Origin of the sequence: Streptomyces longispororuber, from assembly GCF_014656095.1 — a bacterium.
Lineage (GTDB): Bacteria > Actinomycetota > Actinomycetes > Streptomycetales > Streptomycetaceae > Streptomyces > Streptomyces longispororuber.
The window spans coordinates 53200-78708 of sequence record NZ_BNBT01000006.1 but is presented as its reverse complement, the minus strand read 5'-3'; the positions used below and the strand labels follow the sequence as shown (position 1 = coordinate 78708).

Here is a 25509-nt window from a genome sequence, read left to right as displayed (position 1 = left end):
GAGCACCGGGGCGCCACGGGCACGCGGGCGGGTCGGCCCGGGCACCGAAGCAACCGCCGGGCCAAGGGCGGGCGGGTGGGACCGGCCCCGCACGGTCAACCACCGCCCGGCCACGCGCAGTCAAGCGCAGCCCACCCCCGCACGGCCAGCCACAGCCCACCCCCGCGCGGTCAAGCGCAGCCCGCCCCCGCACGGCCAAGCGCAGCCCGGCCCAGGCCCCCGTACACGGAAACACGCGGCGCCTGCCGGTGGATCCGGTCGGGGACCCGGCAGGCGCCGCGCTCAGTTCCGTACGCCGTTGTACGGGACAGTCGAGGGGGTGAGAGGTCAGACCGTCAGGGCCCGGTCCGTGGGGCGGATGGGGGCGGGGAGGTCGCTGGCGCCGGTGAGGTAGCGGTCGACGCCGCGGGCGGCCGAGCGGCCCTCGGCGATGGCCCAGACGATGAGGGACTGCCCGCGGCCGGCGTCGCCGGCGACGAAGACGCCGGGGACGTTGGTCTGGAAGTCGGCGTCGCGGGCGATGTTGCCGCGCTCGTCGAGGTCGAGGCCGAACTGGTCGACCAGGCCGTTCTCCCGGTCCGTGCCGGTGAAACCCATGGCGAGGGTGACGAGCTGCGCCGGGATGCGGCGCTCGGTGCCCGGCTTCTGGGTGAGCTTTCCGTCGACGAAGGCGACCTCGACGAGGTGCAGCCACTGCACGTTGCCGTCCTCGTCGCCCTCGAAGTGGGTCGTCGAGACGGAGTAGACGCGCTCGCCGCCCTCCTCGTGCGCGGAGGTGACCTTGTACAGCATGGGGAACGTCGGCCACGGCTGGTGCGGCGCCCGGTCCTCGCCCGGCCGGGGCATGATCTCGAGCTGGGTGACCGAGGCCGCGCCCTGGCGGTGGGCCGTGCCCACGCAGTCCGCGCCGGTGTCGCCGCCGCCGATGACGACGACGTGCTTGCCCTCGGCGGAGACGGGCGTGGTGACGTAGTCGCCCTCCTGGACCTTGTTGGCCAGGGGCAGGTACTCCATCGCCTGGTAGACGCCCTTGAGCTCACGGCCGGGGACGGGCAGGTCACGGGCCGTGGTGGCGCCCGCCGCGATGACCACGGCGTCGTAGCGCTTGCGCAGCTTCGCCGCGTCGATGTCGCGGCCGATCTCCACCCCCGTACGGAACTTGGTGCCCTCGGCGCGCATCTGCTCGATGCGCCGGTTGATGTGCCGCTTCTCCATCTTGAACTCGGGGATGCCGTAGCGGAGGAGACCGCCGACGCGGTCGGCGCGCTCGTAGACGGCGACGGTGTGCCCGGCGCGGGTGAGCTGCTGGGCGGCGGCCAGGCCCGCGGGGCCCGAGCCGATGACCGCGACGGTCTTGCCGGAGAGGCGCTCGGGGGCCTGCGGGGCCACGTCCCCGGTCTCCCAGGCCTTGTCGATGATGGAGACCTCGACGTTCTTGATGGTGACGGGCGGCTGGTTGATGCCGAGCACGCACGCCGCCTCGCAGGGCGCCGGGCACAGCCGCCCGGTGAACTCCGGGAAGTTGTTGGTGGCGTGCAGCCGCTCCGAGGCCGCCGACCAGTCCTCGCGGTACGCGTAGTCGTTCCACTCGGGGATCAGGTTCCCGAGCGGGCAGCCGTTGTGGCAGAACGGGATGCCGCAGTCCATGCAGCGCGAGGCCTGCTTGGAGATGATCGGGAGCAGCGAGCCGGGGACGTAGACCTCGTTCCAGTCGCGCACCCGCTCCGCGACCGGGCGGGTCTCGGCGACCTCGCGGCCGTGCGTGAGAAAGCCCTTGGGATCAGCCATTGGTCGCCGCCTCCATCATCTTCTCGGTGATCTCGGACTCGGAGAGCCCGGCTCGCTCGGCGGCGTCCTTGGCGGCGAGCACTGCCTTGTACGTGCTGGGGATGATCTTGCTGAAGCGGGTCACGGAGGTCTCCCAGTCACCGAGCAGCTTCTCGGCGACGGTCGAGCCGGTCTCCTCCTGGTGGCGGCGCACGACGTCGTGCAGCCACTGCTTGTCGGAGTCGGTGAGCTCCTCGATCGCCGTGAGGTTCCCGGCGTTGACGTGGTCGCGGTCGAGGTCGACGACGTACGCGACGCCGCCGGACATGCCCGCCGCGAAGTTCCGGCCGGTCTCGCCGAGGACGACGGCGTGGCCGCCGGTCATGTACTCGCAGCCGTGGTCGCCCACTCCCTCGGCGACCACGGTGGCGCCGGAGTTGCGCACGCAGAACCGCTCGCCGGTGCGGCCGCGCAGGAACATCTCGCCGCCGGTCGCGCCGTACGCGATGGTGTTGCCCGCGATGGTGGAGTACTCGGCGAGGTGGTCGGCGCCCCGGTCCGGGCGCACGATGATCCGGCCGCCGGACAGGCCCTTGCCGACGTAGTCGTTGGCGTCGCCCTCCAGGCGCAGCGTGATGCCGCGCGGCACGAACGCGCCGAAGGACTGGCCCGCGGAGCCGGTGAAGGTGATGTCGATGGTGTCGTCGGGCAGGCCCGCGCCGCCGAACTTCTTCGTCACCTCGTGGCCGAGCATGGTGCCGACGGTGCGGTTGATGTTGCGGATGGCGACCTGGGCGCGCACCGGCTGGGCGTCCTCGAGACGGTCCGCGGCGAGCGCGTCGGCGGCGAGCCTGATCAGCTCGTTGTCGAGCGCCTTCTCCAGGCCGTGGTCCTGGGCGGTGAGCTGGTGGCGCACCGCGCCCTCGGGCAGGTCCGGGACGTGCAGCAGCGGTTCCAGGTCGAGGCCCTGGGCCTTCCAGTGGTCGACGGCCCGGGTGGTGTCGAGGAGCTCGGCGTGGCCGACGGCCTCCTCCAGGGTGCGGAAGCCAAGCTCGGCGAGGAGTTCGCGGACCTCCTCGGCGATGAACTCGAAGAAGTTGACGACGAACTCGGCCTTGCCGGCGAAGCGTTCGCGCAGGACCGGGTTCTGCGTGGCGATGCCGACCGGGCAGGTGTCCAGGTGGCAGACGCGCATCATGACGCAGCCGGAGACGACGAGCGGCGCGGTGGCGAAGCCGAACTCCTCGGCGCCGAGCAGCGCGGCGATGACCACGTCGCGGCCGGTCTTGAGCTGGCCGTCGGTCTGTACGACGATGCGGTCGCGCAGGCCGTTGAGGAGCAGGGTCTGCTGGGTCTCGGCGAGGCCCAGCTCCCAGGGGCCGCCCGCGTGCTTGAGCGAGGTGAGCGGGGACGCGCCGGTGCCGCCGTCGTGGCCGGAGATGAGGACGACGTCCGCGTGGGCCTTGGAGACGCCCGCGGCGACCGTGCCGACGCCGACCTCGGAGACCAGCTTCACGTGGATGCGGGCCCGCGGGTTGGCGTTCTTCAGGTCGTGGATGAGCTGGGCGAGGTCCTCGATGGAGTAGATGTCGTGGTGCGGCGGCGGTGAGATGAGGCCCACGCCCGGCGTGGAGTGCCGGGTCTTCGCCACCCACGGGTAGACCTTGTGGCCGGGGAGCTGGCCGCCCTCGCCGGGCTTGGCGCCCTGGGCCATCTTGATCTGGATGTCGTCGGCGTTGACCAGGTACTCGGAGGTGACGCCGAAGCGGCCGGAGGCGACCTGCTTGATCGAGGAGCGCCGCGCCGGGTCGTAGAGGCGCTCGGGGTCCTCGCCGCCCTCGCCGGTGTTGGACTTGCCGCCGAGCTGGTTCATGGCGACGGCGAGCGTCTCGTGCGCCTCGCGGGAGATGGAGCCGTACGACATGGCGCCGGTGGAGAAGCGCTTGACGATCTCGGAGACCGGCTCGACCTCGTCCAGGGGGATGGACGGGCGGTCGCTCCTGAAGCCGAAGAGGCCGCGCAGGGTCATCAGCCGCTCGGACTGCTCGTTCACGCGGCTCGTGTACTGCTTGAAGATGTCGTAGCGGCGGGTGCGGGTGGAGTGCTGGAGGCGGAAGACCGTCTCGGGGTCGAACAGGTGCGGCTCGCCCTCGCGGCGCCACTGGTACTCGCCGCCGATGTCGAGGGCGCGGTGCGCGGACGGCACGCCGGAGGCCGGGTAGGCCTTGGCGTGGCGGGCGGCGACCTCCTGGGCGACGACGTCGATGCCGACGCCGCCGATCTTGGAGGCGGTGCCGTTGAAGTACTTCTCGACGAAGGACTGCTCCAGGCCGACGGCCTCGAAGACCTGGGCGCCGCGGTAGGAGGCGACGGTGGAGATGCCCATCTTGGACATCACCTTCAGCACGCCCTTGCCGAGGGCGTGGATGAGGTTGCGGATGGCCTGCTCGGCCCCGCCGTCGGTGGCCTCGAGGAAGGTGCCCGCGCGGACCAGGTCCTCGACGGACTCCATGGCCAGGTACGGGTTGACGGCGGCGGCGCCGTAGCCGATGAGCAGCGCGACGTGGTGGACCTCGCGCACGTCGCCGGCCTCGACGAGCAGGCCGACCTGGGTGCGCTGCTTGGTGCGGATGAGGTGGTGGTGGACGGCCGCGGTGAGCAGCAGCGAGGGGATCGGCGCGTGCTCGGCGTCGGAGTGCCGGTCGGACAGGACGATCAGGCGGGCCCCGGCCTCGATGGCGGCGTCGGCCTCGGCGCAGATCTCCTCGATGCGGGCGGCGAGGGCGTCGCCGCCGCCGTGCACGCGGTACAGGCCGGAGAGCGTGGCGGCCTTCATGCCGGGCATGTCGCCGTCGGCGTTGATGTGGATGAGCTTGGCCAGCTCGTCGTTGTCGATGACCGGGAAGGGCAGCGTCACGGAGCGGCAGGAGGCCGCGGTGGGCTCCAGGAGGTTGCCCTGGGGGCCCAGCGAGGAGCGCAGGCTCGTCACCAGCTCCTCGCGGATGGCGTCCAGCGGCGGGTTGGTGACCTGCGCGAAGAGCTGGGTGAAGTAGTCGAAGATGAGCCGCGGCCGCTCGGAGAGGGCGGCGATGGGCGTGTCCGTGCCCATGGAGCCGATCGGCTCGGCGCCGGTCCTCGCCATCGGCGCGAGCAGGATGCGCAGCTCCTCCTCGGTGTAGCCGAAGGTCTGCTGGCGGCGGGTGACGGAGGCGTGCGTGTGCACGATGTGCTCGCGCTCGGGCAGGTCGCCCAGCTCGATGATCCCGGCCTGGAGCCACTCCTCGTACGGGTGCTCCGCGGCGAGGGCGGCCTTGATCTCGTCGTCCTCGACGATGCGGTGCTCGGCGGTGTCGACGAGGAACATCCGGCCGGGCTGGAGGCGGCCCTTGCGGACCACCTTGGCGGGGTCGATGTCGAGGACGCCGACCTCGGAGCCGAGGACGACGAGGCCGTCGTCGGTGACCCAGTAGCGGCCGGGGCGCAGGCCGTTGCGGTCGAGGACGGCGCCGACCTGGGTGCCGTCGGTGAAGGTGACGCAGGCGGGGCCGTCCCAGGGCTCCATCATCGTGGCGTGGTACTGGTAGAAGGCGCGCCGGGCCGGGTCCATGGAGGCGTGGTTCTCCCAGGCCTCCGGGATCATCATGAGCACGCTGTGCGGCAGGGAGCGCCCGCCGAGGTGCAGGAGTTCCAGGACCTCGTCGAAGGAGGCGGAGTCGGAGGCGCCGGGCGTGCACACCGGGAAGACCCGCTCCAGCTCGCCGTTGCCGAACAGGTCGCTGACGAGCTGCGACTCGCGGGCGCGCATCCAGTTGCGGTTGCCCTGCACGGTGTTGATCTCGCCGTTGTGGGCGACGAAGCGGTAGGGGTGCGCGAGCGGCCAGCTCGGGAAGGTGTTCGTGGAGAAGCGGGAGTGGACGAGCGCGATCGCGGTGGCGAAGCGGCGGTCGGACAGGTCCGGGAAGAAGGGTTCGAGCTGGCCGGTGGTCAGCATGCCCTTGTAGACGATGGTGCGGGCCGACAGGGACGGGAAGTACGTGGCGGCCTCGTGCTCGGCGCGCTTGCGCAGCACGAACGCCTTGCGGTCCAGGTCCAGGCCGGTGCTGGCGCCGTCGGTGACGAAGAGCTGGCGGAAGACGGGCATCGTGGCGCGGGCGGTGGCGCCGAGCAGCGACGGGGCGACGGGCACGTCGCGCCAGCCGAGGACGGTCAGGCCCTCCTCGGCGGCGAGCGTCTCGATGCGTGAGACGGCCTCGTCCGTGCCGGTGGGCGGCAGGAAGGCGATGCCGACGGCGTAGCCGCCCGCGGCGGGCAGTTCGAAGCCGGCGGCCGCGCGCAGGAAGGCGTCGGGGACCTGGAGCAGGATGCCCGCGCCGTCGCCGGAGTCCGGCTCGGAGCCGGTGGCGCCGCGGTGTTCGAGGTTGCGCAGTACGGTCAGCGCCTGCTCGACGAGCTCATGGCTCGCCTCACCGGTGAGGGTGGCCACGAACCCGACACCACAGGCGTCGTGCTCGTTGCGGGGGTCGTACATGCCCTGCGGGGCGGGGCGACCGTCCATGGGCGACCAGGCGTCGAGACGCATCGGCACTCCCGTCGTCGTGGTGGGGCACCTCCCAGGCTCTGGGGGCGCGGGCGGCGAGGGACGACGTTGGCCCTGGCGAAATTTCGTGCAGGTTACATGATGGGCCGCTTCTCGAAAAGCGGATACTCCATTCCAGTATCTGGACATCGCTCAGGGGGTGGAGAGCGGTGGGAGGGGACCGGAACGGGCAGGTCCGTGACCGTGGGTCCGAAGCGTCACAGGCCTCATCGCCCGCAGCGCTTACGGCTCATGCCCGGCGGTAAAGGAATCGAAACCGCCGTTTTACGGCTACCTATACGGATGCCCGCATATCCCTGCGACGGCTCATCCTACGGCCGTCCCGAACAGGCTGCCCAGGGCGTACGTCACACCCGCCGCGGCCCCGCCGAGCGCGAGCTGCCGAAGACCGCTGAACCACCACGAGCGCGCGGTCACCTTGGCGACCACGGCGCCGCAGGCGAACAGGCCGAGCAGCGCGAGCAGCACGGCGGGCCACAGGGCGCTCGCCCCGAGCAGGTACGGCGCCACGGGGAGCAGCGCGCCGAGCGCGAACGAGCCGAAGGAGGAGACCGCGGCGACGGCCGGCGAGGGCAGGTCGCCCGGGTCGATGCCCAGCTCCTCGCGGGCGTGGATCTCCAGGGCCTGCTCGGGGTCCGCCGAGAGCTGCCGCGCCACCTCGCGGGCGAGGGCGGGCTCGACGCCGCGGGAGACGTACAGGGCGGCCAGCTCCCGCTCCTCGTCCTTGGGGTGCTTGCGCAACTCCCGGCGCTCGATGTCCAGTTCGGCCTGGACCAGCTCGCGCTGCGAGGCGACGGAGGTGTACTCGCCCGCGGCCATGGAGAACGCGCCGGCCGCGAGTCCGGCGAGCCCGGTGATGACGATGGTCTGGTGCGCCACGGAGCCGCCCGCGACGCCGGTCATCAGGGCCAGGTTGGAGACGAGCCCGTCCATGGCCCCGAAGACGGCCGGGCGCAGCCAGCCACCGTTCACGTCACGGTGCGTGTGGTTGTCGCGGTGCGCCTCGTGCAGCGCGGCCTCGGTCTCGATGATCGCCATGGCGAGCCCCCTCGTCGGTCGGAAATCCCGGTAGCGATCTCGAAAGTACGCGCGAAAAATCGTGCTCGCCAGCAAGGAAGGCCGTACTTACCTGCGAAAACGCGCCTCAGGCGGGGGCTCGGGAAGCCTGGCGTGCCGGGGTCCGCGGAGCGCCCGGGAGCCCCGCGGGACCGGGTCCGCAGAGGGCCGGGAAACCCCGTGCGCGGGGCTCCCGGGCGGCCCCGACCGGCTCGCGAGCATGCCAACGGAGTGACACTGAGCAACCACATGCTCACCTGAGTGGCGCGGCGTGGCAGGGATGGTGCAGGACAGCCACGGCACTGCGAACGGCAGTCGGCGCGATGGGAGGCACGGCATGGCGTCCGTCGCCTGCGTTCCCCCGGCCCCGGCGCCCGACGGCGCGGGCGGCCCGCGCGAGCGGGCCCGCGGGGCGATGCTCGGCCTCGCCGTCGGCGACGCCCTCGGCGCGCCCGCGGAGAACCTGAAGCCGTCGGAGATCCGCCGCCGTTGGGGCCGGATCACCGGGTACGTCGTCGAGCACCCCGCGGGCACTGACGACACCGAGTACGCGATCTTCTCGGGCCTGCTGCTCGCCCGCCACGGGTCGGCGCTGACCGTCTCCCACGTCGAGACGGCCTGGCACGAGTGGATCGCCGACCTGGACGAAGGGCCGTTCCGGGGCGCCGGGTTCAGCGAGCGCGGCACCCTGGAGAACCTCCGCCGGGGCCTCGCGGCGCCCATCTCGGCCCAGCACCGGCACGCCTGGAGCGACGGCCTGGCCATGCGCGCCGCGCCGTTCGGCGTCTTCGCCGCGGGCCACCCGGCCGAGGCGGCCCGCCTGGTCGCCGTCGACGGCACCGTCAGCCACGACGGCGAGGGCATCTACGGCGGCCAGGCCGTCGCGGCGGGTGTCGCGGCGGCGATGGCCGGGGCCCCGGTGGCGACGGTGGTCGCGGCCGCCCTCGCCGTCGTCCCGTACGACTCCTGGACCTCCCGCTCCCTGCGCCGCGCCGTCGCCGCCGCGCACCGGGGCGAGCGCGCGGTGCGCTCGGCGGTCGTCGTCGGCGGCTACCCCTGGACGGACCTGGCGCCGGAGGCGGTGGGGCTGGCCTTCGGCGCGTACGCGGCCGCCGGGGGCGACTTCGCGACGGCGGTCCTCATGGCGGTGAACATGGGCCGCGACGCCGACACCACGGCGGCGGTGGCGGGCGCCCTGGCCGGCGCCACCTGCGGCGCCACCGCGATCCCCCCGGAGTGGACCCGCCCCCTCGGCCCGGCACGCGGCACCTGCCTCCCCACCATGAGAGGCCACCACGTCCTGGACATCGCGGACCTGCTGACCCCGGAAACCGCCCCCGCGACCGCTGTGGGCAGTCGTCCCGCAGAGACATTCCTAGCCGTGGGCAGCCGTCCCGCAGGGCGCGTGGGGTCTCCCCTGCTCGAGCGGAGCCGAGAGCTCGGGGAAGGGTGGGCACAGCCCGAGGTGCCGGGCAACTGTGCACAGGCGCCGAGCCCGTCAGGGGCCCCGGGGCGCAGCCCCGTGAGCCTGGACCGGGCTCAGGTCGAAGGCCTCCTGCTCGGCCTCGCCGCGGGCGACGCCGCCGGCTGGCCCGCGGCCCGCCACAGAGCGGCCCGCATGCCCGACTGGACCCGCCGCCTCACCCGCGAACTGGACACCTTCGCCGAGCACAACGCCACCACCACCCTCCCCGTCCCCATCGCCCTCAACCAGCCCCCGGAACCCCTGCGCCTCGGCCCCTCGGACGACGCCGAGTGGGCCGCCTTCACCGCCGAGTCCGTCCTGACCGCCGCGGACGGCACCCTCGACCCGGCCCTCGGCCGGGACCGCCGCACCCGCGCCGCCCTCGCCGTGTCCTGGCACACCCTGGCCGGTGAGATCGCCGCCGCCGCGGCCCGCGCGCCGGAGGTGGAGTCCGCCGTACTCCCCCTGCGCGCCCGGATCTCCGTCCGCGCGGGCCTCGGCAACCTGGCCGCCGGCCTCGCCCCGCCCGCCACCGGCCACGACAACCCGCACTACTTCGACGACGCCGCGTGCGTACGCGCCTGCGTCCTCGCCCTGGTCCACCCCGGCGACCCCGAACGCGCCGCGGCCCTCGCGGAGTTCGACGCCCGCTACACCCAGGACGGCGACGGCGTGCACGGGGCCCGCGCCATGGCCGCGGCGGTCGCGGCCGCGCTCGGCGGGGCCGGGCCGGACGACGCCGTCGACACCGCCCTCGCCCAGTTGCCCGAGCACACCGAGATCGGCCGCAACGCCCGCCACGCGGTGAAGCTGGCCCGTGCCTGCGCGCCCGCGCCCGACGCCACGTTCGCGCTGGTCCCGCTCCTGGAGCACGAGATCGTCGACCACGTCTACAGCTACGGCATCGCGGCGGCCGAGACCGTCCCCGTCGCCCTCGCCCTGGCGGCCGCGGCCCGCGGCCGGGTGCGCGAGGCGGTGCCCGCCGCCGTGTGCCTGTCGCGCGTCGCGGACTCCGCGCCCGCCCTCGCCGGCGCCCTCACCGGCGTCCTCGGCACGGCCGCCGCGCTCCCCGACACCTGGCGCGCCTCCTGCCGCACCCTCTCCGGCTGCGCCCTGCCCCGCCTCGCGGGCACCGACCTGGTGGAGCTCGCCGCACACCTGACCCGTACGACCTGACCCAGGAGGGCGAACCGGACATGCACGCACCGCCAAGGACGCCGTTGGAGGACCGCGTCACCGGCAGCCTCGTCGGCGCGGCCGTGGGCGACGCGCTCGGCGGGCCCGTGGAGGGCTACTCCCCCGAGCAGATCGCCGACCGCCACGGCGGCCACGTCCACGGGATCGTCGGCCCCTGGCACGGCGACGCGTGGCGCACCGCCCGCCCCGTCGCCCCGTACCACAAGGGCGACGGCCACGTCACCGACGACACGTTGATGACGCACGCGCTCGTGCGCGTCTACACCGCCGTCCGCGACCACCTGGACGCGTACGCGATCGCCGACCACCTGGTCCCGGACCTGATCACCACGCCCCGCTGGATCCCGGAGCTGGAGGCCGAGGCGCTGCCCCTGCACCGGATCTTCCTGGCCGAGAAGTGGCTCGTGGCCCGGCTGCACCACGGCCACGTCGACCCGCGCGAGGCGGGCACCGGCAACATCGTCAACTGCGGCGCGGCGATGTACATGGCGCCGGTCGGCCTGGTCAACGCCGGGCACCCCGAGGCCGCGTACGCCGAGGCCCTGGACGTCGCGGGCGCGCACCAGTCGTCGTACGGGCGCGAGGCGGCGGGCGTCTTCGCGGCGGCGGTCGCGGCGGCCTGCACGCCCGGCGCCACCCCGGCGTCCGTGGTCGAGACGTGCCTGCGCCTGGCGAAGGACGGCACGCGGGCGGCCGTCGAGGCGGTGGCCGAGGCCGCGGACGGGCACCGCACCTTCGAGACGGCGCTGCGGCCGCTGCGCGCCGCCGTCGCCCCGTTCGACACCGTCGGCCCCGACTACCGCGCCCCGTCCCTCGGCGCCCGCCGCCCCTCCCGGCTGCACGCCGTGGAGGAGCTCCCCGTCGCGCTCGGCATGGTGCTGGTCGGGGACGGCGACTACCGCGCCACGGTGCTCGGTTCGGTGAACTACGGCCGCGACTGCGACTCGATCGCGACGATGAGCGGCGCCATCGCGGGCGCGCTGGGCGGCGAGGCCGCCGTGCCGCCCGACTGGGCGAAGCGGGTGGCCGAGGCCAGCCGCCTGGACCTGCACGCCCCGGCCCGCGCCCTGACCGCGGTGGCCGAGGAGGTCTTCGCCGCGGACCTGGCCCGCCGCCGCGCCCACGAGCGGGCGTTCGCGGCCCTGACGGACGGACCCGCGTGATGCGCCTGACCTGGCTCCAGCCCGAGGACCTCCTCGCCCACGAACTCCACCAGGCCGAGCAGGAGGGCCGGGACGTCACCGCGGTACGGGCCCGCTGGCTGGCGGCGGGCGGCCCGCCCGACCCCCCGCGCACGGGCGCCTCCCCGACCCCGGCGGCACCGCACCTCAGGGCCTTGGCCGAGCAGCTCCTGGACGAGCTGGAGGAGTCGTTGTGGGCGGCCCGCACCGGCGAGGATCCAGCCCGTCCGGCGTTTGAGGGCGAGGCCGAAGGCCGATCGAGCGGGGTCCAGGGGCGGCAGCCCCCGGTTCCGGGAAGGGGCGGGTCTGGGGAGCCCCCGGCAGGGCACCGCCACCGCGTCCACGCCGCCTGGCTCGGCCGCGCCGCGGGCTGCCTCCTCGGCAAACCCGTGGAGAAGCTCCCCCTGCGCGGCATCCGCGCCCTCGCCCGGGCCACCGGCAACTGGCCCCTGCGGACCTGGTTCACCGCCGAGGGCCTCCCCCCGGAGCTGGCGGAGGCCTACCCCTGGAACCGCCGCTCGGCCGCCACCTCCCTCGCCGAGAACATCGACGGCATGCCGGAGGACGACGACCTCAACTACCCCCTGCTCAACCTGCTGCTGCTCCGGCGCCACGGCCCCGCCTTCACCACCGCGGACGTGGCCGCCCTCTGGCTGGAGGAGCTGCCCGCGGCCCGTACGTTCACCGCCGAGCGGGTCGCGTACCGCAACCTCCTCAACGGTGTCGCCCCGCACCGCACGGCCCGCCACCGCAACCCGTTCCGCGAGTGGATCGGCGCCCTGATCCGCGCCGACGTCCACGGCTGGACGAACCCCGGCGACCCCGCGGCGGCGGCCGCCCAGGCCCGCAGGGACGCCTGCCTGACCCACACCGGCAACGGCGTGTACGGCGCGATGTTCGCGGCGGCCACGATCGCGGAGGCCGCGGCCGGCGGCGGCGACGTCCACCACTGCCTGGCCACGGGCCTGACCGTGGTGCCGACCGACTCGCGCCTGGCGCGGGCCGTCCGGCACGGCGTCCACCTCGCCCGCAGGACCCGCGACTTCGACACCGTGGCCGACCGGCTGCACGCCGCGTACGGCGGTCACCACTGGGTCCACGTCGTGCCCAACGCGGCCCTGCTCGCGGCCGCCCTCACGCACGCCGACGGCGACTTCACCGGCTCGATCACCCGTGTCGTCGCCGGCGGCTGGGACACCGACTCCAACGGCGCGACGGCCGGTTCGATCGCGGGCCTGCTGGCCGGCCACCCGGACGCGCTCCCGTCCCGCTGGACGGCGCCGCTGAAGAACCGCCTCGCCACCTCCGTCGGCACCTTCCACGGCATCGGCTTCGACGAACTGGCGGACCTGACGGCCGAGCTGACGCACCATCCCCTACCGCAGGAGGCACCTCGCCGATGACCCCCCACATCGTCGTGCTGGGCAGCACCAACATGGACCTGGTCGCGTACGTGGAGCGGGCGCCGCGGCGCGGCGAGACCGTCACCGGCCGCGCGTTCCGCACCTTCCCCGGCGGCAAGGGCGCCAACCAGGCCGTCGCCGCCGCCCGCGCGGGCGCCACCGTCTCGATGATCGGCGCCGTCGGGACCGACGGCTTCGGCGGCCGGCTCCGCGCCGCGCTCGAACACTCGGGCGTGGACACCGACCTGCTGCGCACCGTGGAGGGCGCGAGCGGCACCGCGCACATCGTCGTCGACGACGAGGGCGGCAACGCGATCGTCGTCGTGCCCGGCGCGAACGCCGCCCTGACCGGCCTGACCCACGGCGACGAGGCCCTCATCACCTGCGCCGACCTGCTCCTGCTGCAACTGGAGACCCCCCTCGACGGCGTCCTCGCCGCCGCCCGGTACGCCCGCGACCACGGGGTGCGCACCGTCCTCACCCCGGCGCCCGCCCAGTCACTGCCGCCCGAACTCCTCGACGCCGTGGACCTGTTGGTGGCCAACGAGCACGAGGCGGCCGCCCTCACCGGCGCCACCGACCCGCGCACCGCCGCCCACAAGCTCCTGGACCAGGTGCCCGACGTCGTCGTCACCCTCGGCGCCGAGGGCTGCCTGTACGCGACGCGCGGCGCCGAGCCGGTCACCGTGCCCGCGCCCCGGGTCACGGCCGTGGACACCACGGGCGCGGGCGACACGTTCGTGGGCGCGCTCGCGGCGGCCCTCGGCGAGGGCCGCCCCCTGCCGTCCGCGCTGGCCTGGGCGTCCTCGGCCGCCGCGCTCTCCGTGGGGCGGCCGGGCGCGGCGGCCTCCATGCCGTACCGCACGGAGATCGACGCCGAAGCCGAGGCCCGCGCGTGAGGCCGCTCCAGGGGCTGCGCGTCCTGGACCTCGCCACCCTCTTCGCGGGCCCCCTCGCCGCCACCCTGCTCGGCGACTTCGGCGCGGACGTCGTCAAGGTCGAGCACCCCCGGCGCCCCGACCCGTCCCGCGGCCACGGCCCCGCCAAGGACGGCGTCGGCCTGTGGTGGAAGCTCCTCGGCCGCAACAAGCGCACGATGACGCTGGACCTGTCCACGCCCGGCGGCCGGACCACCCTGCTGCGCCTGGCCGCCGGCGCGGACGTGATCGTCGAGAACTTCCGCCCCGGCACCCTGGAGAAGTGGGACCTCGGCTGGGACGAGCTGAGCGCCGCCAACCCGCGCCTGGTGCTCGCCCGCGTCACGGGCTTCGGCCAGTTCGGGCCGTACGCGCGCCGCCCCGGCTTCGGCACGCTCGCCGAGGCGATGAGCGGCTTCGCGGCGGTGACCGGCGAGCCCGACGGGCCGCCCACGCTGCCGCCCTTCGGGCTCGCGGACTCCGTGGCGGGCCTGACCACGGCGTACGCGGTCCTCACCGCGCTCGCGGCACGCGACCGCACCGGCCGGGGCCAGGTCGTCGACATGGCCATCATCGAACCGATCCTCACGGTCCTTGGCCCGCAGCCCCTCTGGTACGACCAGGTGGGCCACGTGCAGCCGCGTACCGGCAACCGCTCCACGAACAACGCGCCCCGCAACACCTACCGGACGGCCGACGGCGGCTGGGTCGCCGTGTCCACGTCGGCCCAGTCGATCGCGGAGCGGGTCATGCGCCTGGTCGGCCGCCCGGAGCTGACCGCCGAGCCCTGGTTCACCACCGGTGCCGGGCGCGCGGCCCACGCCGACGTCCTGGACGAGGCGGTCGGCGCCTGGATCGGGTGCCGCACCCGCGCCGAGGTCGTCGAGGCCTTCGAGAAGGCGGAGGCGGCGGTGGCCCCGGTGCAGGACGTGGTGGACGTCATGGCGGACCCGCAGTACACGGCCCTGGGCACGATCACCACGGTCCCCGACCCGGAGCTGGGGCCGCTGCGCATGCAGAACGTCCTGTTCCGCCTCTCCGAGACGCCCGGCGCGATCCGCTGGGCGGGCCGTCCGCACGGCGCCGACACCGACGAGATCCTGACCGGCATCGGCCTGACCACCGCCGAGATCGACGCGCTGCGCACGGCGGGGGCCGTATGAGGCCGTGCCCGCTGACCTGGCTGTACGTCCCCGGCGACCGCCCCGAGGTGGTGGCGAAGGCGCTGGTGGCGGGGGCCGACGTGGTGATCGTGGACCTGGAGGACGCGGTGGCGCCCGACCGCAAGGCGTACGCCCGCGCGGCCACCGCCGAACTCCTCGCCGAGCCGCGGCCGGTGCCGGTCCACGTCCGCGTCAACGCCCTCGGCACACCCCCGTCCGACGCCGACCTGGAGGCGCTGGCCCCGCTTCCCGGGCTCGCCGGGCTGCGGCTGCCCAAGGTCACCGCACCGGCGGACGTGGTCCGCACCGCCGAGCGGGCCGCTCCCCGCGAGGGCGGGGCCCCCGCCCTGTACGCGCTGCTCGAATCGGCCCTCGGCGTGGAGCACGCCTTCGCCGTCGCGACCGCCCACCCGGCGCTGCGCGGTGTGTCCCTCGGCGAGGCCGACCTCCGCGCCGACCTCGGCGTCCGGGACGAGGCGGGCCTCGACTGGTGCCGCTCGCGCCTCGTCGTGGCGGCCCGGGCGGCCGGGCTGCCGCCGCCCGCCCAGTCGGTCCACCCCGACGTCCGCGACACCGACGGCCTCGCCGCCTCCTGCGCCCGCGGCCGGGCCCTCGGCTTCCTGGGCCGCGCGGCCATCCACCCCCGGCAGTTGCCGGTGATCGAGCGCGCCTACCTGCCGACCCCGCGGGAGGTCGAACAGGCGCGGGCAGTCATCGAGGCGGCGGCCACGGAACAGGGAGCGCAAGCACTCCCCGACGGCCGCTTCGTGGACCGCGCGGTGGTGGAGGAGGCCCACAGAACCCTGGCCCTGTCCCGCCGCTCGCTCTGACGCCCAGCCCGCCCCGGTCCGGAAGCACGCCATGGTGCGGCCACACGCCGCGGTCCGGACGCACGCCATGGTTCGGCCACTGTGACGCGCGACAACCGTTGCGCCCCGCGCTCATCTCCGCCGCAACGGCGAGCAACCACACCACAACGATCCCGGCGGTGCCGAACCCACCTCAGCCCTTGGACGCGGACTCCGCGCCACCGTCCGAGGCGGCCTTCTCCAGCGAGGTCTCTCCCCCGGCAGCGGCACCCTCGCCGGGCGAGGCGGCCTTCTCCAGCGAAGCCTTCTCCCCGGCGGAGCCGTCCGAGGACCCTCCCTCGGCCTCACCCCCGCCACCGCCGAGGGCGCCCCCGCCAGCGGAAGGTTCGACGACCTCCTCGCGCCCCGGCCGCCTCCGCGCCGAGAGCACCAGGTAGACCACCGCGAGCACGAAGACGGCGAGCGCCGTCCAGTTGTTCAGGCGCAGGCCGAGGAATTCGTGCGCGTCGTCGACCCGCATGTACTCGATCCAGAAGCGCCCGGCGCAGTACGAGGCGACGTACAGGGCGAAGGCCCGCCCGTGGCCGAGCTTGAAGCGCCGGTCCGCCCAGATGACGAGGACCGCGACGCCGACGCACCACAGCGACTCGTACAGGAACGTCGGGTGGTACGTGCCGGGGATGCGGCCGTCGTCGGAGCTGGTGATCTTCAACGCCCAAGGGACGTCGGTCTCCCTGCCGTACAGCTCCTGGTTGAACCAGTTGCCCCAGCGGCCGACGGCCTGGGCCAGGGCGATGCCCGGCGCCAGCGCGTCGGCCCAGGCGGGCAGCGGGATGCCGCGCCTGCGACAGCCGATCCAGGCGCCGACCGCGCCGAAGGCGATCGCCCCCCAGATGCCGAGCCCGCCCTCCCAGATCTTGAAGGCGTCCACCCAGTCACGGCCGTCACCGAAGTAGAGCTGGTAGTCCGTGATCACGTGGTAGAGGCGGCCGCCGACCAGGCCGAACGGCACCGCCCACACGGAGATGTCGGCCACCGTGCCGGGTTGGCCGCCGCGCGCGATCCAGCGCTTGTTGCCGAGCCACACGGCGACGAACACACCGACGATGATGCACAACGCGTAGCCGCGCAGCGGAAACGGGCCGAGCTCGATCGCTCCGCGCGAGGGGCTGGGGATGTAGGCAAGTTCCATGGCAGGGTCGACGCTACCCTGCCGGGCCGGGCGGACGGCAACCAACCCCGCAACGGGTCCATAACAGGGGCCCGGCGGCGGGTCAAGATCCGCCCGCCGCACGGGAACCGGTCAGCCGTTCGCCTTCTCCACGGCGGCCTTGAGCTTGGCGGGCGTCAGCGGGTTCTTCTGGTCCGCGAAGATGTCCTTGCCGTCGAGCAGGACCGTCGGGGTGCCGCGCAGCTTGGCGTCCTCGAAGGCCCGGTCGGACTTGGCGACCCAACTGTTGTGCGTGCCGTCGTCCACGCACTTCTTGAAGGCGGCGCCGTCGAGGCCGTCGACCTTGCCCGCCAGCTCGATCAGCTTGTCGTTGTCCGCGAAGGCGTCGTCGGTCTCCTCGGGCTGGTTCTGGAACAGCACGTCGTGGTACGGCGCGAACTTGCCCGCGTCCTGGGAGCAGGCGGCGGCGTTGGCGGCGCGCAGGGAGCCGGAGCCGCCCATGTTGTCGTCGATGAGGGTCGCGAGGTGGTACTCGACCTTGAGCTGCCCCTTCTTGGTGAGGTCGTTGACCGTGGAGCGGTAGGCGTCCTCGAACTGCTTGCACGCCGGGCAGCGGAAGTCCTCCCAGACGGTGAGGGTGGACCGGGCGCCCTCCTCGCCGACGCGGATCGCGAGGCCGTCCTTGCCCGCGGCGCCCTCGGGCGCGACGACCGGGCCCGAGGTGTCCTTCTTCTTGTCGTCGTCCCCGGCGTTCGCCGCCAGCAGGCCGCCGACCGCGGCCAGGGCGAGCACGCCGACGACGGCGGCGCTCACCAGGACCGCCCGGCGCCGCCGGTCACGGGCCTTCTGCCGCTCACGCTCCTCCGCAAGCCGCTCCCGGGCCGTGCGCTTACCGTCAGGGTTGTTCTCGCTCATACCGGACCAAACGAACCGGGGAGGTGCGAGCGCGCCTCCCCGGTCCAGGTCCACCCGTACGAGCTACCGCGTGGTCGCGGCGCCCGTGCGCACGCCCCGCGCCAGGTCGCCGGCGAGGGTCCGCACCGCTTCCAGGCCCGCGGCCTCGTCCGGCGCGTCGAGCATCCGCCGGACGAACGCCGAGCCGACGATGACGCCGTCGGCGAAGCCCGCGACCTCGGCCGCCTGGTCGGCGTCGGAGACGCCGAGGCCGACGCAGACCGGCAGGTCGGTGGTGGCGCGGGTGCGCTCCACCAGGGTCCGCGCCTGGGCGCCCACGGAGGCCCGGGTGCCGGTGACGCCCATCAGCGAGGCGGCGTACACGAAGCCCGAGCCGGCCGCCGTGATCGTCGCGAGCCGCTCGTCCTTGCTGCTCGGCGCGACGACGAAGACGGTGGCCAGGTCGTGCTTGGCCGCGTGCTCGCGCCACAGCGCGGACTCCTGCACGGGCAGGTCGGGCAGGATGCAGCCCGCGCCGCCCGCCTCGGCCAGCTCGGCGGTGAACCGCTCCACGCCGTAGCGGTCGATGGGGTTCCAGTACGTCATGACGAGCACCGGCTTGCCGGTGGCCGCGTGGGCCTCGCGCACCGTGCGCAGCACGTCGGCGATCTTCACGCCGCCGCGCAGAGCGATGTCGTCGGCGGTCTGGATGACGGGGCCGTCGAGGACGGGGTCGCTGTGCGGCAGGCCCACCTCCACGATGTCGGCGCCGCCGTCGAAGACGGCCTTCACGGCCTCGATGCCGCCGTCGACGGTCGGGAACCCCGCGGGCAGGTACGCGATGAGCGCGGCCCTGCCCTCGGCCCTGGCGGCGGCGATGGTGTCGGTCAGCAGGCGGATCTGTCCGCCGGTGGCTGCGGTCCCGGTCACTTGGCGTCCCCCTCGATCTCGGCGGTGCCGGAGGCGTCCTCGGCGACCTCGGCGTCGGTGTCGTAGAGCCCGAAGTAGCGGGCGGCCGTGTCCATGTCCTTGTCGCCGCGCCCGGAGAGGTTGACGACGATCAGGCCGTCCTCGCCGAGCTCCCGGCCGACCTCCAGGGCGCCGGCCAGCGCGTGCGCGCTCTCGATGGCCGGGATGATGCCCTCGGTGCGGGAGAGCAGGCGCAGCGCCCGCATGGCGTCGTCGTCGGTGACGGCGCGGTACTCGCCGCGGCCGCTGTCCTTGAGGTAGGCGTGCTCGGGTCCGATGCCCGGGTAGTCGAGTCCGGCCGAGATGGAGTACGGCTCGGTGATCTGGCCCTCCTCGTCCTGCAGGACGTAGGAGCGGGAGCCGTGCAGGATGCCGGGCTCGCCCGCGGTGAGCGTGGCGGCGTGCTCGCCGGTCTCCACGCCGTGGCCGGCGGGCTCGCAGCCGATGAGCCGGACCCCGGCGTCGGGGATGAAGGCGTGGAAGAGGCCGATGGCGTTGGAGCCGCCGCCGACGCAGGCGATCGCGGCGTCGGGCAGCCGCCCGGCGCGCTGAAGGATCTGCCGCCGCGCCTCCACGCCGATGACGCGGTGGAAGTCGCGCACCATGGCCGGGAAGGGGTGCGGCCCGGCGACGGTGCCGAACAGGTAGTGGGTGTGGTCGACGTTGGCGACCCAGTCGCGGAAGGCCTCGTTGATGGCGTCCTTCAGCGTGCGGGAGCCGGACTTCACGGCGATGACCTCGGCGCCGAGCATGCGCATGCGGGCGACGTTGAGGGCCTGGCGCTCCGTGTCGACCTCGCCCATGTAGATGGTGCAGTCGAGGCCGAAGAGGGCGCAGGCGGTGGCGGTGGCCACGCCGTGCTGGCCCGCGCCGGTCTCGGCGATGACGCGGGTCTTGCCCATGCGCCGGGTGAGCAGGGCCTGCCCGAGCACGTTGTTGATCTTGTGGGAGCCGGTGTGGTTGAGGTCCTCCCGCTTGAGGAAGACCCGGGCGCCCCCGGCGTGTCCGGCGAACCGGGGCACCTCGGTGAGGGCGCTGGGCCGTCCGGTGTAGTGGGTCAGGAGGTCGTCGAGCTCGCGCGCGAACGCGGGGTCGGCCTTGGCCTTCTCGTACTCGACGGCCACCTCGTCGACGGCCGCGACGAGGGCCTCCGGGATGAACGTGCCGCCGAACGCGCCGAAGTAGCCGTTGGCGTCGGGCGTGCGGCCCTCGGGGTCGGGGACGAAGAACTCGCTGGGCATGGGGACACCTCATGTGTCTGCTCGGGCGGACGTGGTCACCGTCTGCGCGCCCGCGCACCGCCGCGGTCCCCCGTCCACCCGCCCGTCACCGCCCCGGGTCAGGGGCGCGCGGGGCGGACCCCCGGGGTGGGCCGGGGGTGGGCGGAGCAGGAGGGTCGGCCGCGACGGCGGGCCGCCCCGGCGTACCGGCCCGGGCGTGCGGGGCCGGTCGCGACGGGGTCAGGGGCGCGCGCCGCCCCGGCGCCATCGCATGCCGTTGACCTGTCCGGGCTCGTCCCCGACGACGTAGCGCACCCGCCGTCCGTGCACGCGCCGCGCGGGCGCCCGGCAGCCGCGGGGGCGGCAGCCGGGGGCGAGGCGGGCGGCGAGGGGCACGGCGGGGTCAGTTCCTTCCGTGCCGCAGCGCCGGGTGCTCGCCGGCGGCCACGAGGTCGGAGACGGCGGTCCTCGGGTCGCGGCCGGTGACGAGGGACTCGCCCACGAGCACGGCGTCGGCGCCCGCGTTGGCGTACGCGATGAGGTCGTGCGGGCCGCGCACGCCGGACTCGGCGATCTTGACGACGGAGTCCGGCAGCTCGGGCGCGACACGCTCGAAGGTGTTCCGGTCGACCTTGAGGGTCCGCAGGTCGCGGGCGTTCACGCCGATGACCCGGGCGCCCGCGTCGAGGGCGCGCTCGGCCTCGTCCTCGTCGTGGACCTCCACGAGCGGGGTGAGGCCGATGGACTCGGCGCGCTCGATCAGCGACTCCAGGGCGGGCTGGTCGAGGGCGGCGACGATCAGCAGGGCGAGGTCGGCGCCGTAGGCGCGGGCCTCCCAGAGCTGGTACGAGGTGACGATGAAGTCCTTGCGCAGGACCGGGATGTCGACCTTGGCGCGCACGGCCTCCAGGTCGGCGAGCGAGCCGCCGAAGCGGCGCTGCTCGGTCAGCACGGAGATGACGGCGGCGCCGCCCGCCTCGTAGTCGGCGGCGAGTCCGGCCGGGTCGGCGATCGCGGCGAGCGCGCCCTTGGACGGGCTGGACCGCTTGACCTCGCAGATGACCTTGACGCCGTCGCCGCGCAGCGCGGCCGCGCCGTCCTTGGCCGCGGGGGCCTTCGCCGCGCGCTCCTTGAGCTCGTCGAGGCCGACGCGCGCCTGCCGCTCCGCGAGGTCGGCACGGACTCCGTCGATGATCTCGTCGAGCACACTCACGCGAGCGGAACCTTTCCCTACGTTTTCCACGTTGTTGCCCTCTGCGGCCTGGTGGTCCCTGCGATGGTATCCGCAGGACCGCGCAGGACCCGCATCCGGTGGGCGACGCTCTCACTACCTGGACGTTTTCCCGCCCGTCCGCGGGTCCCGCGGAGGGGCGTGATGGGGCCGCTACGGGTGCAGCCAGGAGCCGTACGGCAGATTCCGTACGAGGGTGAAGAGCGCGAGGACGGCGCCCAGGGCCCACAGGTGGGCGCGGCCCAGCTCGAACCCTGCGGGGCGGCCGCGCAGGGCGCGCAGGGTCCACAGCGTCCACAGCACGGCGAAGACGGCATAGCCGGCGACGGCCAGGGCGTTGGCGCCGAGCGCCGTGGCCAGGTCGCCGTGGGCGACGGCGTGCGCGCTGCGCAGGCCGCCGCAGCCGGGGCAGTACAGGCCGGTGAAGTGCAGCAGCGGGCAGGTCGGGTAGTGGCCCGGCTCGTTGGGGTCGACGGCGGCGACGTAGGCGAAGGCCGCCGCGACCGAGCCGAGGACGCCGAGCGGCACGGCGATGCGGCGCAGCGCCGGGCCCGCGCCGGCGGGCACGGGGGTGTCCTGGTCAGCGTTCACAGGGCGCATTGTCCGCGACGGCGGCCCGGTCCGGTACGCCGATGGGGCGGTCGGCAGGTCCCGGCCGCCCCATCGGCGTACGTACGGCGCGCGGTCAGCTCTGGGAGCGGACCACGGGCTGCGGCTTCTGGCCGAGGCCCGCGAGGCGCATGGCGCCGCCGACGACCGCCCCCGCGACGATCAGGCCCATGCCGGCCCAGAAGCCGACCGGGTTGCTCATCACCATGAAGGCACCCGCGACGCAGAAACCGATGAAGGCGATGATGACACCGGTCCAGGCGGCCGGGGTGTGTCCGTGGCCATGTCCCGCCATGACTTGCTCCTCGTTAGCTGTGGCTGTGCCCGTCCATTGTCCCGCATCCGGTACCGCGACCGTATCCCGGGGCCGACGTTCCGGCCGCCGTGCCGCGGGTTCCCGCCGGGGCGGGCTCGCACTCCCGGCGCCCGCCCCGCTCAGGTCGGGTCCTCGCCCCGGTCGATCGCCTTCCAGAGTTCCTCGGGGCGGTCGGGGTCGGGGGCGCGGCGGGCCTTCGGGCGGGGCGCGCCGGCGCGCTCGTAGCGGCCGGACATGGCGGGCCAGTCGCGGCCGCGGAACACCGCGAGGAGTCCCGCGACCAGGATGAGGGCGCCCGCGGCGACGGCCGCGTACGGCCAGCCGGTGTGGCTGAGGCCGGCGACCCGCGCGGCGGCGTCGCCGGAGGCCTCGGCGGCCTTCTCGTCGAGGGCGGCGCTGTCGTCGGCGCCGAGCAGCGCCGCCACGACGATGCCGACGCCGCTCAGGGCGAGCAGCAGGGAGACGAGCAGGCGCCCGGCGCGGCGGACCGCGAAGACGGCGACGAGCGCGGCCAGGCCGACTATCGCGAGCGCGGCGGGCACGCCCGTGACGTCGCTGCCCTTGGCGGTCAGCGGGAAGTCGCCGCCGGCCACGGCCGCCGTGCCGTGCGCCCAGGACTGGCGGGAGGCGAGCAGCGCGAGGGCCGCGCCCGCCGCGCCGAGCACCAGGGCGGCGGCGAGGCTGCGCCGGCCGCCGCGCGGGGGGCGGCCCGCGGCGGCGGCCCGGGGCTCGCCGTCGGTACGGGGCTCGTCGTCGGTACGGGGCTCGTCGTCGGTTCGGGGCGGTGGCACTGCGGAAGTCACCCGTCCACTATCCCTCACGGCCGGCGGGATCGTGCAGGCGGTTGGCGGTGTGGATGGCGCGCAGCACCGCGGCGGCCTTGTTGCGGCACTCGGTGTCCTCGGCGACCGGGTCGGAGTCGGCCACGACACCGGCTCCGGCCTGCACGTACGCGGTGCCGTCGCGCAGCAGCGCGGTGCGGATGGCGATGGCGGTGTCGGAGTCGCCCGCGAAGTCGAGGTAGCCGACGCAGCCGCCGTACAGGCCGCGGCGGGCGGGTTCCAGCTCGTCGATGATCTGCATGGCGCGGGGCTTGGGGGCGCCGGAGAGGGTGCCCGCGGGGAAGCAGGCGGTGAGCACGTCGAAGGCGGTGCGGTCGGCGGCGACGTGACCGGTGACCGTGGAGACGATGTGCATGACGTGGGAGTACTTCTCGATGGACATGAAGTCCACGACCTCGACGGAGCCGGGTTCGCAGACGCGGCCGAGGTCGTTGCGGCCGAGGTCGACGAGCATCAGGTGCTCGGCGCGCTCCTTGGGGTCGGCGAGGAGTTCCTCGGCGAGCTCCTGGTCCTCGCGGGGCGTGGCGCCGCGCGGACGGGTCCCGGCGATGGGGTGCACGAGGGCGCGCCCGTCCTCGACCTTGACCAGGGCCTCGGGGGACGAGCCCACGACGTCGAAGCCGTCGAAGCGGAAGAGGTACATGTACGGCGAGGGGTTGGTGGCCCGCAGCACCCGGTAGACGTCGAGGGCGGTGGCCCGGCACGGGGTCTCGAACCGCTGCGAGGGCACGACCTGGAAGGCCTCGCCCGCGCGGATACGCTCCTTGATGTCCTCGACGGCGGCCTGGTACTCCTGGCCGCCCCAGCGGGCGGTGAACTCCGGCAGCTCGGAGGGCGGGAGCGCGGCCGGGGGCTGGGCGACGGGCCGCGAGAGGTCGGCCTCCATGGCGTCGAGGCGGGCCACGGCGTCGGCGTAGGCCTCGTCCACGCCGGTGTCGAGGTCGTTGTGGTTGATGGCGTTGGCGATGAGCAGGACCGAGCCGTCCCAGTGGTCGAGGACCGCGAGGTCACTCGTGAGGAGCATGGTCAGCTCGGGCAGCCGCAGGTCGTCGACCTCGCCGGGGCCGATCTTCTCCAGGCGGCGCACGACGTCGTAGCCGAGGTAGCCGACCATGCCGCCGGTGAAGGGCGGCAGGCCCGCGGTGCCGGCCAGGTCGCGGGGGGTGTGCAGGGCCGCGAGGGTGGCGCGCAGGGCGGCGAGCGGGTCACCGGACGTGGGCACGCCGACGGGCGGGGTGCCGAGCCAGTGGGCCTCGCCGTCGCGCACGGTGAGGGCGGCGGCGCTGCGGACGCCGACGAAGGAGTAGCGAGACCAGAGGAAGTCGGCGCGGCCGTTCTCGGCGGACTCCAGGAGGAAGGTGCCGGGGCGCTCGGCGGCGAGCTTGCGGTAGAGCCCGACCGGGGTGTCCCCGTCCGCCAGGAGCCTGCGGCTGACGGGGATCACACGGCGGTCGGCCGCGAGCTTGCGGAAGGTCTCGAGATCCATGGGCAGACCCTACTGGCCGAGCGGCAGCTCGTCGGCGTCGAAGCAGGTCCGCGTGCCCGTGTGGCAGGCGGGGCCGACCTGGTCGACCTTGACGAGGACGGTGTCGGCGTCGCAGTCGAGGGCGACGGACTTCACGTGCTGGACGTGCCCGGAGGTGTCGCCCTTGACCCAGTACTCCTGGCGGCTGCGCGAGAAGTACGTGCAGCGCCCGGTGGTCAGCGTGCGGTGCAGCGCCTCGTCGTCCATCCAGCCGAGCATCAGCACCTCCCCGGTGTCGTACTGCTGGGCGACGGCGGGGAAGAGGCCGTCGGCGCCGCGCTTGAGGCGGGCGGCGATCGCGGGGTCCAGGCTGCTGGGCGGGGGCGTGCTGCTCATGGGGGCCATTGTGCCGCGCCCGGGCGGGGTGTCCGGCCGGGGTCCACTGTGCGGACCGGTCGCCCGGTCGTAGGCTGGCTGGCATGTCGACCCATGCCAAGCGTGAACGACTTCTCCTCGCCGACCTCTTGGAGGCGGCCGGCCCGGACGCGCCGACCCTGTGCGAGGGCTGGACCACCCGCGATCTCGCCGCCCACGTGGTGGTGCGCGAGCGGCGCGCCGACGCGGCGGGCGGAATCCTGATCAAGCAGCTCGCCGGGCGCCTGGAGCGGGTGCAGGCGGAGTTCGCCGCCAAGCCGTACGAGGAGCTGATCCAGCTCATCCGCACGGGCCCGCCGCGCTTCTCGCCCTTCAACCTGAAGCAGGTCGACGAGGCGTCGAACGCCGTCGAGTTCTACGTCCACGCCGAGGACGTGCGGCGCGCGCAGCCCGACTGGACCCCGCGCGAGCTGGACCCGGTCTTCTCCGACGCCCTCTGGTCCCGCCTGGAGCGCATGGCCCGCGTCGTCGGCCGCAAGGCCCCGGTGGGCCTGGTGCTGCGCCGCCGCGACGGCCAGACGGCCGTGGCCCACCGGGGCACCCCGGTCGTCACGGTCACCGGCGAGCCCTCGGAACTGCTGCTGTTCGCCTTCGGCCGCCAGGACGCGGCGGACGTGGAGGTCGAGGGCGACAAGGAAGCGATCACCCGCCTCCACGAAACCAAACAACTGGGCCTCTGAACCCCACCCCACGCCCGCCCCGCCGCGCCCCGCGCCCCGACCCGCGCCCCGACCCGGGGCGCGGGCCCGGGGGTCACCGCGGCAGCTCGGGGGGGCAGGAGCGCGGACGGAGGAGTCTCCGG

General features: G+C 74.5%; 20 protein-coding genes and 2 pseudogenes. 8 read left to right on the top strand and 14 right to left on the bottom strand.

Features of this window, described 5'->3' with window-relative positions:
• Positions 1–327: 327 nt before the first annotated feature.
• The 3 genes from IE330_RS03565 to IE330_RS03555 all read right to left on the bottom strand — a co-directional run bounded on the left by IE330_RS03565 (position 328) and on the right by IE330_RS03555 (position 7402).
• Positions 328–1788 carry a glutamate synthase subunit beta gene (locus tag IE330_RS03565; RefSeq protein WP_190134348.1) on the bottom strand — a complete coding sequence of 487 codons (1461 nt, stop codon included), beginning with the start codon at positions 1786–1788 and terminating at the stop codon, positions 328–330.
• On the bottom strand, positions 1781–6295 hold the full coding sequence (gene gltB, locus IE330_RS03560) for a glutamate synthase large subunit (protein WP_190134384.1): 4515 nt from the start codon (positions 6293–6295) through the stop codon (positions 1781–1783). Before gltB ends, IE330_RS03565 begins: the two co-directional genes overlap by 8 nt.
• A gap of 375 nt (positions 6296–6670) precedes the next feature.
• On the bottom strand, positions 6671–7402 hold the full coding sequence (locus tag IE330_RS03555) for a VIT1/CCC1 transporter family protein (RefSeq protein WP_190134347.1): 732 nt from the start codon (positions 7400–7402) through the stop codon (positions 6671–6673).
• Positions 7403–7757: 355 nt separating this feature from the next.
• On the opposite strand from IE330_RS03555, the pseudogene IE330_RS03550 reads away from it, so the two are divergent.
• From IE330_RS03550 to IE330_RS03520, 7 genes and pseudogenes are all read left to right on the top strand, one after another.
• Positions 7758–8747 (top strand): annotated as a pseudogene (locus IE330_RS03550) (ADP-ribosylglycohydrolase family protein); the annotation flags it as partial.
• Between the two features lie 21 nt (positions 8748–8768).
• Entirely contained in the window at positions 8769–10061 is a 1293-nt protein-coding gene (locus tag IE330_RS03545; RefSeq protein ID WP_373314552.1) for an ADP-ribosylglycohydrolase family protein, read from the top strand.
• A gap of 20 nt (positions 10062–10081) precedes the next feature.
• Complete coding sequence (locus tag IE330_RS03540) at positions 10082–11245, top strand: ADP-ribosylglycohydrolase family protein (RefSeq protein WP_190134346.1); 1164 nt, start codon at positions 10082–10084, stop codon at positions 11243–11245.
• Positions 11245–12666 (top strand): ADP-ribosylglycohydrolase family protein, encoded by a 1422-nt coding sequence (locus IE330_RS03535; RefSeq protein ID WP_190134345.1) that lies wholly within the window; start codon positions 11245–11247, stop codon positions 12664–12666. The genes IE330_RS03540 and IE330_RS03535 overlap by 1 nt, the downstream gene beginning before the upstream one ends.
• The gene (gene rbsK, locus IE330_RS03530) at positions 12663–13565 is read left to right on the top strand and encodes a ribokinase (RefSeq protein ID WP_190134344.1); all 903 of its coding nucleotides are present in this window, start codon (positions 12663–12665) and stop codon (positions 13563–13565) included. Before IE330_RS03535 ends, rbsK begins: the two co-directional genes overlap by 4 nt.
• The gene (locus tag IE330_RS03525) at positions 13562–14746 is read left to right on the top strand and encodes a CaiB/BaiF CoA transferase family protein (protein WP_229925347.1); all 1185 of its coding nucleotides are present in this window, start codon (positions 13562–13564) and stop codon (positions 14744–14746) included. Before rbsK ends, IE330_RS03525 begins: the two co-directional genes overlap by 4 nt.
• Positions 14743–15576 (top strand): HpcH/HpaI aldolase/citrate lyase family protein, encoded by an 834-nt coding sequence (locus IE330_RS03520; RefSeq protein ID WP_190134343.1) that lies wholly within the window; start codon positions 14743–14745, stop codon positions 15574–15576. Before IE330_RS03525 ends, IE330_RS03520 begins: the two co-directional genes overlap by 4 nt.
• A 351-nt stretch (positions 15577–15927) precedes the next feature.
• On the opposite strand, the pseudogene lgt reads toward IE330_RS03520, so the two are convergent.
• The 11 genes and pseudogenes from lgt to hisI all read right to left on the bottom strand — a co-directional run.
• A pseudogene (gene lgt / locus IE330_RS03515) lies at positions 15928–16747 on the bottom strand (prolipoprotein diacylglyceryl transferase); the annotation flags it as partial.
• A gap of 111 nt (positions 16748–16858) precedes the next feature.
• Positions 16859–17641 (bottom strand): DsbA family protein, encoded by a 783-nt coding sequence (locus IE330_RS03510; protein ID WP_190134341.1) that lies wholly within the window; start codon positions 17639–17641, stop codon positions 16859–16861.
• A gap of 63 nt (positions 17642–17704) precedes the next feature.
• Positions 17705–18550 carry a tryptophan synthase subunit alpha gene (gene trpA / locus IE330_RS03505; protein ID WP_190134340.1) on the bottom strand — a complete coding sequence of 282 codons (846 nt, stop codon included), beginning with the start codon at positions 18548–18550 and terminating at the stop codon, positions 17705–17707.
• Positions 18547–19830: a tryptophan synthase subunit beta gene (gene trpB / locus IE330_RS03500; RefSeq protein WP_190134339.1), complete on the bottom strand. Its 1284-nt coding sequence runs from the start codon at positions 19828–19830 to the stop codon at positions 18547–18549. Before trpB ends, trpA begins: the two co-directional genes overlap by 4 nt.
• A 219-nt stretch (positions 19831–20049) precedes the next feature.
• Complete coding sequence (gene trpM / locus IE330_RS03495; protein ID WP_190134338.1) at positions 20050–20205, bottom strand: tryptophan biosynthesis modulator TrpM; 156 nt, start codon at positions 20203–20205, stop codon at positions 20050–20052.
• Between the two features lie 7 nt (positions 20206–20212).
• Positions 20213–21022, bottom strand: a complete 810-nt coding sequence (gene trpC, locus IE330_RS03490; RefSeq protein ID WP_190134337.1) for an indole-3-glycerol phosphate synthase TrpC — start codon at positions 21020–21022, stop codon at positions 20213–20215.
• Positions 21023–21193: 171 nt separating this feature from the next.
• Complete coding sequence (locus IE330_RS03485; RefSeq protein WP_190134336.1) at positions 21194–21640, bottom strand: DUF2752 domain-containing protein; 447 nt, start codon at positions 21638–21640, stop codon at positions 21194–21196.
• A gap of 85 nt (positions 21641–21725) precedes the next feature.
• Positions 21726–21944, bottom strand: a complete 219-nt coding sequence (locus IE330_RS03480) for an HGxxPAAW family protein (protein ID WP_190134335.1) — start codon at positions 21942–21944, stop codon at positions 21726–21728.
• Between the two features lie 140 nt (positions 21945–22084).
• Positions 22085–22768, bottom strand: coding sequence for a TIGR02234 family membrane protein (locus tag IE330_RS03475; protein ID WP_229925345.1), 684 nt, complete (start codon positions 22766–22768; stop codon positions 22085–22087).
• 7 nt (positions 22769–22775) lie between these two features.
• Positions 22776–24293: an anthranilate synthase component I gene (locus tag IE330_RS03470; RefSeq protein ID WP_190134334.1), complete on the bottom strand. Its 1518-nt coding sequence runs from the start codon at positions 24291–24293 to the stop codon at positions 22776–22778.
• A gap of 9 nt (positions 24294–24302) precedes the next feature.
• Positions 24303–24668, bottom strand: a complete 366-nt coding sequence (hisI, locus tag IE330_RS03465; RefSeq protein WP_190134333.1) for a phosphoribosyl-AMP cyclohydrolase — start codon at positions 24666–24668, stop codon at positions 24303–24305.
• Positions 24669–24751: 83 nt separating this feature from the next.
• Between hisI and IE330_RS03460 the strand changes: the two genes are divergently transcribed.
• Positions 24752–25387 (top strand): TIGR03085 family metal-binding protein, encoded by a 636-nt coding sequence (locus tag IE330_RS03460; RefSeq protein WP_190134332.1) that lies wholly within the window; start codon positions 24752–24754, stop codon positions 25385–25387.
• The last annotated feature ends 122 nt before the right edge of the window (positions 25388–25509 follow it).

Coding starts and splice junctions, on each gene's coding strand:
- IE330_RS03565 (WP_190134348.1), bottom strand. CDS start 1,788: ATGGCTGATCCCAAGGGCTTTCTCACGCACGGCCGCGAGGTCGCCGAG.
- gltB (WP_190134384.1), bottom strand. CDS start 6,295: ATGTACGACCCCCGCAACGAGCACGACGCCTGTGGTGTCGGGTTCGTG.
- IE330_RS03555 (WP_190134347.1), bottom strand. CDS start 7,402: ATGGCGATCATCGAGACCGAGGCCGCGCTGCACGAGGCGCACCGCGAC.
- IE330_RS03540 (WP_190134346.1), top strand. CDS start 10,082: ATGCACGCACCGCCAAGGACGCCGTTGGAGGACCGCGTCACCGGCAGC.
- IE330_RS03535 (WP_190134345.1), top strand. CDS start 11,245: ATGCGCCTGACCTGGCTCCAGCCCGAGGACCTCCTCGCCCACGAACTC.
- rbsK (WP_190134344.1), top strand. CDS start 12,663: ATGACCCCCCACATCGTCGTGCTGGGCAGCACCAACATGGACCTGGTC.
- IE330_RS03520 (WP_190134343.1), top strand. CDS start 14,743: ATGAGGCCGTGCCCGCTGACCTGGCTGTACGTCCCCGGCGACCGCCCC.
- IE330_RS03510 (WP_190134341.1), bottom strand. CDS start 17,641: ATGAGCGAGAACAACCCTGACGGTAAGCGCACGGCCCGGGAGCGGCTT.
- trpB (WP_190134339.1), bottom strand. CDS start 19,830: ATGCCCAGCGAGTTCTTCGTCCCCGACCCCGAGGGCCGCACGCCCGAC.
- IE330_RS03485 (WP_190134336.1), bottom strand. CDS start 21,640: ATGCGCCCTGTGAACGCTGACCAGGACACCCCCGTGCCCGCCGGCGCG.
- IE330_RS03480 (WP_190134335.1), bottom strand. CDS start 21,944: ATGGCGGGACATGGCCACGGACACACCCCGGCCGCCTGGACCGGTGTC.
- IE330_RS03470 (WP_190134334.1), bottom strand. CDS start 24,293: ATGGATCTCGAGACCTTCCGCAAGCTCGCGGCCGACCGCCGTGTGATC.
- hisI (WP_190134333.1), bottom strand. CDS start 24,668: ATGAGCAGCACGCCCCCGCCCAGCAGCCTGGACCCCGCGATCGCCGCC.
- IE330_RS03460 (WP_190134332.1), top strand. CDS start 24,752: ATGTCGACCCATGCCAAGCGTGAACGACTTCTCCTCGCCGACCTCTTG.